This is a genomic window from Acinetobacter rudis (assembly GCF_031157835.1).
Lineage (GTDB): Bacteria > Pseudomonadota > Gammaproteobacteria > Pseudomonadales > Moraxellaceae > Acinetobacter > Acinetobacter rudis_A.
On record NZ_JAVIDR010000015.1, the window covers coordinates 63,507 to 76,965 of the forward strand.

10 protein-coding genes and 6 tRNA genes are annotated in these 13,459 nt (G+C 38.5%); 8 read left to right on the forward strand and 8 right to left on the reverse strand.

Going from position 1 to position 13,459, the window contains the following annotated elements; all coding sequences use genetic code 11:
* Nucleotides 1-287 precede the first annotated feature (287 nt).
* From yccS to RFH42_RS12630, 4 genes are all read left to right on the forward strand, one after another.
* Nucleotides 288-2,462 carry a YccS family putative transporter gene (yccS, locus tag RFH42_RS12615; RefSeq protein ID WP_308976021.1) on the forward strand — a complete coding sequence of 725 codons (2,175 nt, stop codon included), beginning with the start codon at nucleotides 288-290 and terminating at the stop codon, nucleotides 2,460-2,462.
* A gap of 88 nt (nucleotides 2,463-2,550) precedes the next feature.
* Entirely contained in the window at nucleotides 2,551-3,111 is a 561-nt protein-coding gene (locus RFH42_RS12620) for a hypothetical protein (RefSeq protein ID WP_308976023.1), read from the forward strand.
* Between the two features lie 191 nt (nucleotides 3,112-3,302).
* Nucleotides 3,303-5,837 (forward strand): sulfite reductase flavoprotein subunit alpha, encoded by a 2,535-nt coding sequence (locus RFH42_RS12625; RefSeq protein WP_308976025.1) that lies wholly within the window; start codon nucleotides 3,303-3,305, stop codon nucleotides 5,835-5,837.
* Nucleotides 5,838-5,959: 122 nt separating this feature from the next.
* The gene (locus RFH42_RS12630; protein ID WP_308976027.1) at nucleotides 5,960-6,760 is read left to right on the forward strand and encodes a YdcF family protein; all 801 of its coding nucleotides are present in this window, start codon (nucleotides 5,960-5,962) and stop codon (nucleotides 6,758-6,760) included.
* Between the two features lie 129 nt (nucleotides 6,761-6,889).
* On the opposite strand, the gene RFH42_RS12635 is transcribed toward RFH42_RS12630, so the two are convergent.
* From RFH42_RS12635 to RFH42_RS12665, 7 genes are all read right to left on the reverse strand, one after another.
* Nucleotides 6,890-6,965, reverse strand: a tRNA-Val gene (locus tag RFH42_RS12635).
* A gap of 69 nt (nucleotides 6,966-7,034) precedes the next feature.
* Nucleotides 7,035-7,111 (reverse strand) — tRNA-Asp (locus RFH42_RS12640).
* Nucleotides 7,112-7,158: 47 nt separating this feature from the next.
* Nucleotides 7,159-7,234: transfer RNA gene (locus RFH42_RS12645), tRNA-Val, on the reverse strand.
* 20 nt (nucleotides 7,235-7,254) lie between these two features.
* A tRNA-Asp gene (locus RFH42_RS12650) sits at nucleotides 7,255-7,331 on the reverse strand.
* A 48-nt stretch (nucleotides 7,332-7,379) separates the two neighbouring features.
* Nucleotides 7,380-7,456: transfer RNA gene (locus tag RFH42_RS12655), tRNA-Asp, on the reverse strand.
* Between the two features lie 25 nt (nucleotides 7,457-7,481).
* A tRNA-Val gene (locus RFH42_RS12660) sits at nucleotides 7,482-7,557 on the reverse strand.
* A gap of 231 nt (nucleotides 7,558-7,788) precedes the next feature.
* Nucleotides 7,789-8,154, reverse strand: coding sequence for a YbaN family protein (locus tag RFH42_RS12665; protein ID WP_308976028.1), 366 nt, complete (start codon nucleotides 8,152-8,154; stop codon nucleotides 7,789-7,791).
* A gap of 121 nt (nucleotides 8,155-8,275) precedes the next feature.
* Here RFH42_RS12665 and RFH42_RS12670 point away from each other — a divergent pair, with 121 nt between their 5' ends.
* The 3 genes from RFH42_RS12670 to dapE all read left to right on the forward strand — a co-directional run bounded on the left by RFH42_RS12670 (nucleotide 8,276) and on the right by dapE (nucleotide 10,702).
* On the forward strand, nucleotides 8,276-9,148 hold the full coding sequence (locus RFH42_RS12670) for a DUF1853 family protein (RefSeq protein WP_308976029.1): 873 nt from the start codon (nucleotides 8,276-8,278) through the stop codon (nucleotides 9,146-9,148).
* A 125-nt stretch (nucleotides 9,149-9,273) separates the two neighbouring features.
* A complete protein-coding gene (locus tag RFH42_RS12675; RefSeq protein ID WP_308976031.1) occupies nucleotides 9,274-9,414 on the forward strand; it encodes an entericidin A/B family lipoprotein in 141 nt (46 codons plus the stop codon).
* Nucleotides 9,415-9,568: 154 nt separating this feature from the next.
* A complete protein-coding gene (gene dapE, locus RFH42_RS12680) occupies nucleotides 9,569-10,702 on the forward strand; it encodes a succinyl-diaminopimelate desuccinylase (RefSeq protein WP_308976032.1) in 1,134 nt (377 codons plus the stop codon).
* Between the two features lie 82 nt (nucleotides 10,703-10,784).
* Here the strand turns inward: dapE and RFH42_RS12685 are convergent, their stop codons facing one another.
* On the reverse strand, nucleotides 10,785-11,171 hold the full coding sequence (locus RFH42_RS12685; RefSeq protein ID WP_308976034.1) for a response regulator: 387 nt from the start codon (nucleotides 11,169-11,171) through the stop codon (nucleotides 10,785-10,787).
* 397 nt (nucleotides 11,172-11,568) lie between these two features.
* Between RFH42_RS12685 and RFH42_RS12690 the strand changes: the two genes are divergently transcribed.
* Nucleotides 11,569-13,284, forward strand: coding sequence for a proline--tRNA ligase (locus RFH42_RS12690; RefSeq protein ID WP_308976038.1), 1,716 nt, complete (start codon nucleotides 11,569-11,571; stop codon nucleotides 13,282-13,284).
* Nucleotides 13,285-13,459: the final 175 nt, after the last annotated feature.

Here is a 13,459-nt window from a genome sequence, read left to right on the forward strand (position 1 = left end):
ATAATCATCAAATTTAGTCTTATTTAATTTAATCAAAAGGCTGAAACACTGTCTAGCTATGCTGTTCAGAGCGACTCTTTTCAAGTATTCTTAGCGCTGATTAAACTTCATTTAGATTACCCTAAACATCATTATCAGATCATATAATGCAGAGATTTTGTTTAGCCTAAACAAACTCAAGCAACTTTGATCTAGTCTCATTAAATTGAGCGAGAAAATGTTTAACAACGTAGATAAATGACCCTTAACACTGCATTGCGATAGATTGAAGTATAAAGGATAAAAGCTTGAGTACCTGGCTGACCAAATTAAAACAAGTAACATATAAAAGCTCATTCATGTATAGCATTCGCATGATCATTGCTTTTGCTGGTACAGCATTCCTGCCTTATTATTTAGATCAACAAATTTTAACCATTCCCCTCACACTTGGTGTGGTTGCAGCAGGTCTCAGTGATATTGATGATCGTTTTTCTGTTCGTATTCTTAATTTGTTTTATACTTATATCGGCTTTTTTATTACAGCCGCCTCAGTCCAACTTCTTTTCCCGCATCCCTTTTTCTTTGCCATCGGGTTAATTGTTTCCTGTATTGGACTTATTTTATTGGGTTCACTTGGTCGACGCTATGCCACGATTTCTTATGGATGTTTAGTCGTTTCAGTGTATACCATGCTAGGCACTGAGCTTTTCGATGTTTGGTATAAACAACCTTTATTGCTAGTCGCTGGCGCTGCTTGGTATGGTTTAATTGCCACTATTAGTTTCTTATTATTTCCCGTACGCCAAGTACAAGATAAATTATCTCAATGTTATGCTTCATTAGGTGATTTCCTCTTTGCCAAGTCGAATCTTTTTGATGTAGACATGACTGCTGACAGTTATCAGCAAAGTATGATCAGCATTTCACTTGAGAATGGTCGTCTAATTGGCATCTTTAATGACATGCGTACTGCACTACTCACTCGCTTAAAAGGTGACCGTGGTCAACGCGATACTCGAACCAGTCTACATTATTACTTTGTTGCACAAGATATTCATGAACGTGCCGACTCCGCACACATTAACTATCAAGAACTGGCTAAAATTTTTGAACACAGTGATATTCTGTTCCGCTTCCAACGAATTTTATCTTTGCAAGGTAAAGCCTGCCGAGATCTTGCTGCCAGCATTTTAAACCGCCAACAATATATACATAACCCACGCTTTAACCATGCCTTTAAAAACCTTAGACATTCATTAGATGAAATGCAAAAGCTCCAAGAGTATGACCAAATCTGGGTAAATGCGCTAACAGCACTTTATCAGAACCTTAAATCTATAGATGTTCAACTGCGCAACTTAGAAACAGAGCGTCATATTCAATTAGAAAAACATAAACATATAGAGCAGCAACTACGCGATGATGACTTAAAGGGCTGGGATGATATACGCATTCGGATTAAGCAAAATTTAACACCCGAATCGGTATTATTTCGTCATGCTATTCGCGTATCGATTGTTTTATTAATTGGCTACAGTTTTATTCAAATTGCCCAAATTAATTATGGATACTGGATTTTACTTACTGCACTCTTTGTTAGCCAACCTAACTTTAATGCCACAAAACGGCGATTAAGACTAAGGATTTGGGGAACACTTGCTGGTGTAATATTAGGTTTTGCCATTTTATACTTTATTCCTTCTACCGAAGGACAGTTACTTCTTCTGATATTAAGTGGTGTGCTGTTTTTTGACTTGCGCTCAAAACAATATGCACAAGCAACAGCATTTATGACTATTTTGGCGCTCATTAACTTCAACTTAGGGGGAATGGGGTTTGATGCACTCGTTCCACGTATTACAGATACCCTAATTGGCTGTGCTCTTGCTTGGTTTGGTGTGAGTTTCATCTTTCCAGATTGGAAGTTCAGACGTTTACCTCGTACAATTCGCCGCACCCTAGAAGCACAGTGCCAGTATTTAGCCGAAGTGGTTTTACAATACCAACAAGGTCGCAATAATAGTCTCAACTATAGGATTGTACGTCGAGCAGCTCACAACACAGATGCTGAAGTTGCCTCGCTTATTTCAACTTTGGTCACCGAACCTGATTTTGACCCAACGCAAAAACAATTAGCCTTTGAATTTCTATGTTTAAATCATACATTTATTAGCTATATTGCAGCCCTAGGAGCACATCGGGAAAAAATTGAAGATCAAGAAATCTTAGACTTACTCCAACAAGCCTTAGATGATATTCAAGGTGCCCTATTACGTGATGAAGTACCTAATTTAACAACCCAAAATATGCTCAAAAATATACGTAGCCGTTTAACTCAAGAGAACACAACTCCAAGTAAATCTCTCATTATTTTGCAACAGTTGTCACTTATGTTTGCTGTATTACAACGCTTTAGCAATCTAAAACAGAATCTAAGTCACGATACTAGTGAACAAAATGATGAATTTGCTCCATTATAAATCGCATATACATGCTAGAATCTATCCACGAATGCACTGCATTAATGTTAAACTTAACTGAGCTTCACTTATATTTGTTGTTGATCTTATGACTGCTAAAAATATTTACGCCTATACCTTACAACCTGTCGCTTATGAAATATCTGAAGCTGAACAACGCAATGCTCAACTTATGATTTGGCGCAGTACCAATAAAATTAGTCTAAAAATCTGGATTATCTGTGCAGCTGTCCTGCTCATTTCTATTCTTGGACTGATATTTATCCAAAACTATTCTACAATTATTTGTTGGGTAGCTATTGTCTGTGTAGCAATATTCTTATTAGGACGTACTTTTGGATTAGAATGGTATGTCAAACGCAAAATGAATGAATTTCCAGTGCAGGAAATCAAAGGCATCAAACTCGGTATTCAACCTCACGGTATTACCATGATCCAAAAAATGGGTCTACAAGAAGGTCGTGGGACTGTTTCTTGGAAAGAAATTTACGAATGGTACAATACACCTGATTTCGTTTTAGTTAACTTCAAAGTTAAAGATCAGCAAGGTGCATATATTTTACCTAAGCGAATGAATAGCAAGAACTTTTCATTCGAAACACTATGTAAGCATCTCAATGAAACTGTTGGCCAAGCCAAAAATATCTAAGTCATAAATATGCAAAAAGATACCCCATAATTTAAATTAAATTGTGGGGTATCTTTTTATCTTCATCAAAATTCAACTCTACTGATTTTCGCAGTCACTTACTAATTAAAAATGATAATGATAATACTTATTAACTAGAATAAATTCAGTTATAATCTTGCCAATTAATTCCATCGACAATTTCAATCTGTATGATCAAAAAAATTTTTTTCCAAATACATTGGTTTCTAGGGATTACTGCTGGTTTAATCCTATCCATTATTGGTGTTACTGGCGCAATTTATTCCTATGATCAACAGATTTTGCAATGGATGAATCCACAGAGTTATACCGTCAAAGTAGAGTCTCATAATAAATTAAGTCCAGAACAAATTTATTTACACTTCCAACAAAAACAACCAGAAATGCAAATTAACAGTATTAATATTGAACAAGCAGCTAATGCCAGTTCAAGCATTAATATTGTAAAAGAAGGTGCCCGACGCGGTAAGACTATTTACATCAATCCTTATAATGCTGAAATTTTGCCCGAGATTAAAGGACAAGAATTTTTCCAATTTATCCAGCGGCTCCACCGCTACCTTACTTTAGGTGATGTTGGTAAACAAATTACTGGTGCAAGCACTTTAATACTCATCTTTTTCGTATTAAGCGGAATTTATCTACGCTGGCCTAAAAAACACTCACTACGTCAATGGCTTGCACTTAAACCACAACTTAAAGGGCGTAACTTTATCTGGGACTTACATGCAGTCGTAGGTACGTGGATGGTTGTATTCTACCTCATCATGGCAATGACAGGTTTGTTTTGGTCATATGACTGGTGGCGTAGTGGAATGTATAACGTACTTAATGTTACTCCCCCATCTCAATTGAAGTCCGACAACAATAATAAAGAAAAAGGTAAAAAAGACTTTAAAAAGATAACTCCAGAACAAACTGCTACTGCCTTAGCAACAACATGGACTGGCTTTAATACACAAATTCAGCAGCCCTATTCAAGCGTCACATTTACACTGCCGAAAAAAGCAGATGGCTTACTAGAAATATCATTTGTTGATGCAACACCACAACATGAACGTGCTCGCAACAAAGCAAACTTTAACTACGAGCTGAATCAACTTAACAATGTAGAGCTTTATCAAGACAAGAAACTCAATGAAAAAATTATGAGTAGTATGCTGCCTGTACATCGGGGCAGCTTCTTTGGCTCTATTGTGCAATTCATGTTTATGATTGCTGCATTACTCATGCCATTATTTTTTATTACTGGACTAATGCTCTATCTCAAACGTCGTAAACAGAAGAAACAGGTTCTTAGTGCAAAGAACGCTTTACAAGCCACACAGATAGATGAGAATGCCAACAACTGGCTTATTGTTTTTGCCTCACAAACAGGTGTTGCTGAACAATTAGCATGGCTAACTGCAAATAGCTTAAAAGAAAACAAACAATGTGTTGAGGTTTGTGATATTCAACAACTTAAAGCACAAACTTTAAAAAATGCTGAATATGTTTTATTCATCGCAAGTACTTATGGTACAGGTGAAGCCCCTGATACGGCACAGAGTTTTGTTAAAAACATGATGTCTACCTCTTTGGAACTAAACTCAATTCAATATGCTGTACTGGCATTGGGTTCTAAAGAATATGCTGAAAGTTACTGTGCATTTGGCGAACAACTCTATGATTGGTTTAAACAAAATGGTGCTACAGCTTTATTTCCTCTCATTAAGGTCAATAATGCAAGCCCAGAGGATATACAGCAGTGGAATCAAGCACTAGCAATGGTGACAGCGTCTGAGTTGCAGCAGATCGTACTCGAAAAACATTACAGTGACTGGATACTAAAACATCGTCAGCACCTAAATCCAAATAGTTTAGGTAGTGCTGTACACCGCATTGAACTTGAGCCAATGAATGAACAGCATTGGGAAGCTGGAGATATTGCAGAAGTTCAGCCGCAAAATAGTTTGGCTCATATTCATGCCTTTTTAACTCAGTATCCATGGCTTTCAAATCAAGATCAAAATGTAATAGAACAACGCTTATGTGATCGTGACCTCAACAACCCGATTACTTATAGTCCTGATCTAGAACAAGTACTTGCTCAACTGCCACAGTTACCCTCACGCGAATACTCTATAGCAAGTATTCCCTCACAAGGTTCATTACATTTAATTGTACGCCAGCAATATAATGAACAAAATCAGATTGGTTTAGGCTCAGGCTGGCTAACAGAGCATTGTCCAATTTCTGGAAAACTCAAACTACACCTAAGATCCAACCCTAGTTTCCACCTTATTACAGGACATCAGCCTATTATTTGTATTGGGAATGGTACAGGTATTGCTGGTTTGATGAGTTTGCTCAAGCAAAGAATTGAAAATCAAGACCATGATAACTGGCTCATTTTTGGTGAACGCCAACGTAGCTGTGACTTTTACTATCAAGATCAACTCGAAGACTGGCTAAAGACAGGCAAGCTACAACATCTAGATGTGGCTTTCTCACGTGATCAACAAGAAAAATACTATGTACACCATCTATTACGTGAACAATCCACTCGCCTTAGAGAGTGGATTGAACGTGGAGCTATCATTTATGTCTGTGGTAGTTTACAAAGTATGGCCCGCGATGTAGATCAAGCACTCATTGATATATTAGGCATAGAAAAAGTTGAACAACTTCGTGAGAAAAAAGCCTATCGTCGAGATGTTTACTAGCAAAAAGTATTCACCCTATCTGTTTAAATAAAAAAACTGAGTTTATATAACTCAGTTTTTTTATTTTTGACAAACTGTTATGCTGCATCCGCATTTCATTCGTCAACACAATAACACCAATCATGATGTCACTTTTAAAACACTCTGCCTTATTTCTCCGCAGTCTCATTTTTTTACTTGGTTTGCTGTTGTTTCTTGATGGTACTATATTAATTTTTAATGGAAAAATTCATCTAGGCATACTCCTCCCTATTCTTATTGGCGCAGGATTATGTTGTTATGCACTTTATGATCACAAAATTCAATTTAAATTACAGCAACATCCAAATGCTCAAAAATGCTATCGGTATGGAAAATACGCATTTTTATTTTGGTTAATCAGCGTATTTATATTTTTTATATATTTAGCAAAAAATATTCAACACACTCAGCCCACAGAGAAAATCCAAGCCATGTTAGTACTTGGCAGTGGCATTATTAAGGATCAGCCTACAGCTGCATTAGCAGCCAGATTAGATCAAGCAGCACAATTACACCAGACCTTCCCTCAAGCCTTAATTATTGTCACAGGTGGTGTCGGATACGGTAAAAAATATAGTGAGGCTGAGGTTATGTCCAATTACTTACAACAACATCACCACATTGCTACAGCACAAATTGCACTTGAAAACCAGAGCACGAGTACCGAACTCAATCTAAAGAATAGTCAGAGCATCTTAAAACAACATCATCTTAGCCCGAGTTCAAGCATTGCTATCGTAACCAGCGACTTTCATACCTTACGTGCTGCAGCAATTGCACGTAAACAGGGTTATCAAGATATTACTGTTGTAAGTGCAACAACGCCGCTATCTATTCGATACAATGCTTGGCTTAGAGAGTATTTTGCTTATTTAAGTGGTTGGATTTTAAATGAATATTAAATGGTTGTAGCACAAATGAGATACTAGACGAGCTTCTAGTGTTTTTAGCAAATTAAACCGTTAAAAACGCAAAAAATCGATACATGATCGATTAGCTATTTTTAAACTTTATATTTTCAGGAAGAAATATGGTGGGCGCTGACGGGATCGAACCGCCGACATTCTGCTTGTAAGGCAGACGCTCTACCAACTGAGCTAAGCGCCCTGAAAAATAACAGGGTTATTTTGTTCCATCTTGTTGAAAGAGTCAATACTGATTCTTAAAACTATAAAATGGCGCAGCGGACGGGACTCGAACCCGCGACCCCCGGCGTGACAGGCCGGTATTCTAACCAACTGAACTACCGCTGCGTTATATACTTAAATCATTAATATGAATCAAGTAAGGTCACTAAATGTGGTGGGCGCTGACGGGATCGAACCGCCGACATTCTGCTTGTAAGGCAGACGCTCTACCAACTGAGCTAAGCGCCCTCAAAGGTGTATATAGAAAGTGGCGCAGCGGACGGGACTCGAACCCGCGACCCCCGGCGTGACAGGCCGGTATTCTAACCAACTGAACTACCGCTGCACTTTCACAATTCACAATTGTGGCAAACGAAGATTAAAACTTATTAAGTGGCGCAGCGGACGGGACTCGAACCCGCGACCCCCGGCGTGACAGGCCGGTATTCTAACCAACTGAACTACCGCTGCACTTAAAGGTTTTAACGAAAAGGCTTGGTGGGCGCTGACGGGATCGAACCGCCGACATTCTGCTTGTAAGGCAGACGCTCTACCAACTGAGCTAAGCGCCCTTACGACTTCATCGTTTGTGAGGTGCATTATAGAGAAACTTCTCGGAGTGTCAAATGCTTTTCAGCTAGATTTCACTTTTTTAGATTCGAACGATTAAAAAATAGGTGATTTTGGTGTTTTTTGGCATTTTTCGTATATTTTTTGACTAGATACGAACTATTTTTTTATGCTCGTTTAGAGAAGAACAAACTTTTTTATGTGACAAATTGCCTATATTTTAAACACACAATTCAGCATTTTTTTTCTTCAGGTCTAAACCATAGCCAGATTGCCACGATCAACATGGTACTATCCGTAAAAATCTTTACCCAAAGTGGTGCATTTGTAAACAACATGATCACTCCACTGATAAACATCATGATACTTGCAAGCCATTTTGCCTTTCGTGGTACTGTTCCCTGCTCACGCCATGCTTTTAAAGTTGGACCATATTTGGAGTGGTTTAATAACCATGCATCCATTTGAGGCCATCCTTTTGATGCAGCCCAAGCAGCGAGAATTAAAAAAACTGTGGTTGGCATGCCTGGTAATAATGCACCAATGAACCCTAAAATTAGAAATAGCACAACTAGACTACGCCAAAACAAGATTTTCATGTTACAACTCAGCTTCAATGAGTTGCATAGTATATCGGTTTTTAAATGCTCTCTGATGTATCAGATCATGCGATAATTTCAATAGTGTTTATTTATAAAACAAATTCTAAGAGCAGTGTATATGTCAGATTATTTTGAACCTTGGCTACAGTTTAAAAATGCTATTGTTCGCCAACTGGCCTTTGCTATTGCCAGCCCCAACCTTTTACGTTCCACCCCGCATGAACTGCAAATGCAACACCCTTTTTCTTGGCATAGTGATCAGGTCTGGAAACAACACTATGAAAACTATTTACCACGTCTATATGCACTTGACCTCAATCCAGAGCCCCTTATTCGCTTTTTTAATCAATTGAAAAGTACTCGTTTGGGATTACGTTTTGAATATTTAATTTGGTTTTGGTTATTAGACAAAGATTATCACCCCTACCAATTACTTGCTCACAGTTTACAAGTCATTGAAGGTAAAACTACCTTAGGTGAACTAGATTTCTTAATCTACAATCAAGAAACTAAACATACTGAACATTGGGAAGTAGCATTAAAATATTACTTAGCCGAACAGAATACACAACTGTATCATTGGTATGGTTTAAATCGACAAGACACCTTATATCGCAAGCTACAGCACTTTGCTCAACAACAGTTTAAATTTACCACGGCTTTACAGATGCAAATTGACCAACGCTTTGCAGTAATGAAAGGGCAACTTTTTCTCCCCCTGTTTCATACCACACATAATCTTCCAGTATGGCTTAATACAAGTCGACGTTTAGGCTATTGGGGAACACAAATATTTGCTCAAAATCATTTTCGTATTGCTCGAAGTCAATGGCTATGCTTAGATAACGAACAAGGTCAACAAGACGCAGTATTATGGTGTGATGGTCTTTACTATAATCGTGATACTGATACTCCTTACATGTTTCGACAAGTTGAATATCAAAACCCACTACTATGGCAACAATTTGCAAAACAGTCTTTACACCCTTGATTACTTAGTGTTTAATTAACATACAATTATGTAACAACAACTCACTAAATTTTGTATATTCAATGAAATGTATGGTCTTATAACCTAAGCATTCATCAGAATAAATAATTACTTGGAGATCAATGATGAAAAAAATCCTAGCAGCTTCAATTGTTTTTGCTTTTGTTTTAACTGGTTGTAATACAATCAAAGGTGTGGGGAAAGATGTATCTTCAGCGGGTAATGCTGTAACAAATACAGCTGAAAAAACCCAAAATAAGATGTAACACCATCAATATTTAATCGAAAAAAGCCTGAAATTTCTCTAAAAATCAGGCTTTTTTTATACCTTTTACCGAAACACATTTCTATTTTCAATTTTGATTCGCCTAGATCTTCATCTATGATAAGCAGCAAGTTGCTTTATAGATTATCTCACTCATGAATTGTTCCGATACACTCGCTTTAAGCCTAGAGCTACTGCGCCAGCCTTCTGTTACGCCTATTGATCATAATTGCCAAAACATTATGGCTGATCGACTCAGCCAAATTGGCTTTAATATTGAGCATATGCGCTTTGATGATGTGGATAATCTATGGGCAAGACGAGGCACTGAAGCACCCGTTTTTTGTTTCGCAGGTCATACAGATGTTGTTCCTACAGGTAATCTCGATGCATGGCAAACAGATCCATTTCAACCAGAAATAGTGGATGGCAAACTTTATGGCCGTGGTAGTGCAGACATGAAAACTGCACTTGCAGCAATGATTGTTGCAACCGAACGCTTTGTTGCAAAACATCCAAATCACAAAGGCTCTATCGCTTATTTAATTACTTCGGATGAAGAAGGCCCATCCATTAATGGCACGGTTAAAGTCGTTGAAACATTAGAAAAACGTCAAGAAAAAATGACTTGGTGTTTAGTTGGCGAGCCATCTAGTACCAATACTTTAGGTGATGTCATTAAAAATGGGCGTCGTGGCTCATTAAATGCTGTACTCACCGTTAAAGGTAAGCAAGGTCATGTTGCCTACCCTCATTTAGCTTCAAATCCAATTCATTTAGCAGCATTGGCATTACATGAGCTCAGCACAACGGTCTGGGATCAGGGTAATGCGTATTTCCCTGCTACGACCTTCCAAATTTCAAATATTCATGCAGGAACAGGTGCGACAAATATTGTTCCTGGCCAATTAGAAGTTGTTTTTAACTTCCGTTATTCAACTGAGGTTACCGCCGAGATTTTACAGCAACGCGTTCTTGATATCTTGGATGCACATGGATTGAACTATGAAATTCAATGGAATGTTTCTGGGCTGCCTTTTTTAACACCTGTAGGTGAGTTAGTAAATGCAGCGAAAAGTGCCATTAAAAAAGTGAATGGTGTCGATGCTGAATTGTCAACCAGTGGCGGTACATCTGATGGCCGTTTTATTGCACCTACAGGCGCGCAAGTGCTTGAACTGGGTGTTTTAAATGCAACTATCCACCAAGTCAATGAACATGTAAATATTGATGATTTAGAACCATTGGCTGAAATTTATGAAGAAATTTTAGTGCAGTTACTCGCTTAGTAACACTTAAGCAGGTTGTAAAATATATTATTGTTAATTTTACACCTGCTTTTTATTTTTTTCATACACAAGCAAATACGTTTTATTCAGGCGAATGCTGCACAGCCTGTTGCAAGAGCTGCTCAATCACACTCACCAATTCTACCTCTTCAATCGGTTTAATGAGATAGGCTTTTGCCCCCTGACGCATTCCCCATGCTCGGTCAGTATCTTGGTCTTTGCTACTAAGCATCACAATCGGAATATCCCGAGTAGATTCAGTACGACAAATATGCCGTGTTGCTTGAAAGCCATTCACACCAGGCATAACGACATCCATCAAAATTAAATCGGGAAGTTCTGCTTGAGCCATTGCAGCACCTTCAGCACCATTATTTGCCTCTAATACCTCATAGCCATGTTTAAGTAATATCTCTCTAAAACGAAACATTTCAGTTTGTGAATCTTCGACGATCAATATTCGAGCCATGGCCACATACCTTATAAGTCATTAGTATACTCAGTGAGTCTTTGTTTTCTTTGATCATTGGATAAAATGCGACTATCGAAATTCGATCCTTCACATATGTAGCACATCACCAATACCGCTGCTAGCAGTATAACTGCTTGGCGTTTTACTGAATATATAAAAGTATTGACCAAATGAAAACTCTTTCAAGTGCTCATTATTCCTAATATGAGAAAATTCTACTCTTCCGAGATAGTTCTTGAAGTCACTTCAATCATCATAATGAATTGTTCCACGCCTCTAGGCTCAACATGTCAATTCATGCAATAATGTCCAACTAAAATTCAGCCAGCCATATGTTACTAACAGCATCGGCCTGTTTGGTTGAACATCATCGTTACTCACTAGGAAAGATTCCATGCGCGCGAGTCGCTTTTTATTTGCAACGTTAAGAGAAACCCCAAGCGATGCTGAGGTTATTTCACATCAGCTTATGTTACGTGCGGGAATGATCCGCAAGTTGGCTTCAGGTCTTTACACTTGGTTGCCGACGGGTAAACGTGTGTTAAATAAAGTTGAAGCAATTATTCGTGAAGAACTAGATCGTGCAGGCTCACTTGAAGTTCTTATGCCTGTAACACAACCTTCAAGTCTGTGGGAAGAATCAGGCCGTTATGTTGAATATGGTCCAGAATTACTACGTTTCAATGACCGTCACAACAATAGCTTTGTCTTGGGACCGACTCATGAAGAAGTTATTACGGATATGGCACGTAACGAACTTAAAAGCTACAAACAACTACCAGCTAACTTCTATCAAATTCAAACAAAATTCCGCGATGAAGTACGCCCACGTTTTGGTGTAATGCGTTCACGTGAATTTATTATGAAAGATGCTTATTCTTTCCATATCGACCAAGCATCTTTACAAGAAACATATGATGTCATGTATGACACATATTGCCGAATTTTCACACGATTGGGATTGAACTTCCGCCCAGTACAAGCAGATACTGGATCAATCGGTGGTTCTGGCTCACATGAATTCCATGTACTGGCTTCAAGTGGTGAAGATGATATCGTTTTCTCAACTGAATCTGACTATGCTGCAAACGTTGAAAAAGCAGAAGCTATCTTGGTTGGTGAACGTGCTGCTGCAAGCCAAGAAATGAAATTGGTTGCCACACCAGAACAAAAAACCATTGCTGATGTCAGTGCATTTTTAAATATTGATGCTAAAAACTCAGTTAAAGCTTTATTAGTTCAAGGTATAACCGATGAAAATGGTCATACTCCAATCGTTGCACTATTCCTACGTGGCGACCATGAACTCAATGAAATTAAAGCAGAAAAACACCCTCAAATTGCTGCACCACTCTGTTTTGCAACTGAAGCTCAAATGGCTGAGGCAGGTTTAATTTCTGGCTTTATTGGCCCACAAGGTTTAGTTGAAAAAGGCCTTACTGTTATTGTTGATCGTGCTGCTTCAGTACTCTCTGATTTTGTTGCTGGCGCTAACCTTGTAGATCAGCATGCCACTGGCCTCAACTGGACACGTGATGCCAATTACACAGAGGTAGCAGACCTACGCAATGTCGTTGATGGTGATCCATCTCCTGATGGCAAAGGCGTACTGCAAATCAAACGTGGTATCGAAGTTGGTCATATCTTCCAACTTGGACAAAAATACTCAGAAGCGCTGGGCTGTAAAGTACTTGGCGAAGATGGTAAACCTTGCATCGTTACTATGGGATGCTATGGTATTGGGGTAACACGTGTTGTTGCTGCTGCAATTGAACAAAACTTTGATGAAAAGGGAATCATTTGGCCAGCGGCTATCGCACCATTCGATGTTGCAATTGTGCCAATGAATGCGCATAAATCACCACGTACCCTCGAAGCTGCTGAAGCACTCTATGCTGAGTTGCAAGCTGCAGGTTACGACGTGTTACTTGAAGATCGTAATGAGCGTCCTGGTGTGAAATTCTCTGACCTTGAGTTAATGGGTATTCCTCACCGTATCGTGATTGGGGAAAAAGGTTTGGATGCAGGTACTTTTGAGTATAAAGGTCGTCGTGATGCTGAGGCTTCTCAACTCGATAAAGCACAATTATTAGCTGTATTAACTCACTAAATTCAATTTGTTTAAAAAACCGTAGTATTTAAATACTACGGTTTTTTTTATCCGATGGAGCGTAAAACCTCATCGTTCAGGATGAGGATATAAGCGATTGGCGTAAGCCATATGACACATTTCGTCGCTTAACCTTATGCTATAAGGCTTTTGGTATATTAAATTGCTATAATTT

What these genes read in the sequence shown, in the direction of transcription:
- RFH42_RS12620 (WP_308976023.1), top strand. Translation starts at nt 2,551, where the DNA reads ATGACTGCTAAAAATATTTACGCCTATACCTTACAACCTGTCGCTTAT.
- RFH42_RS12625 (WP_308976025.1), top strand. Translation starts at nt 3,303, where the DNA reads ATGATCAAAAAAATTTTTTTCCAAATACATTGGTTTCTAGGGATTACT.
- RFH42_RS12630 (WP_308976027.1), top strand. Translation starts at nt 5,960, where the DNA reads ATGATGTCACTTTTAAAACACTCTGCCTTATTTCTCCGCAGTCTCATT.
- RFH42_RS12665 (WP_308976028.1), bottom strand. Translation starts at nt 8,154, where the DNA reads ATGAAAATCTTGTTTTGGCGTAGTCTAGTTGTGCTATTTCTAATTTTA.
- RFH42_RS12670 (WP_308976029.1), top strand. Translation starts at nt 8,276, where the DNA reads ATGTCAGATTATTTTGAACCTTGGCTACAGTTTAAAAATGCTATTGTT.
- RFH42_RS12675 (WP_308976031.1), top strand. Translation starts at nt 9,274, where the DNA reads ATGAAAAAAATCCTAGCAGCTTCAATTGTTTTTGCTTTTGTTTTAACT.
- dapE (WP_308976032.1), top strand. Translation starts at nt 9,569, where the DNA reads ATGAATTGTTCCGATACACTCGCTTTAAGCCTAGAGCTACTGCGCCAG.
- RFH42_RS12685 (WP_308976034.1), bottom strand. Translation starts at nt 11,171, where the DNA reads ATGGCTCGAATATTGATCGTCGAAGATTCACAAACTGAAATGTTTCGT.
- RFH42_RS12690 (WP_308976038.1), top strand. Translation starts at nt 11,569, where the DNA reads ATGCGCGCGAGTCGCTTTTTATTTGCAACGTTAAGAGAAACCCCAAGC.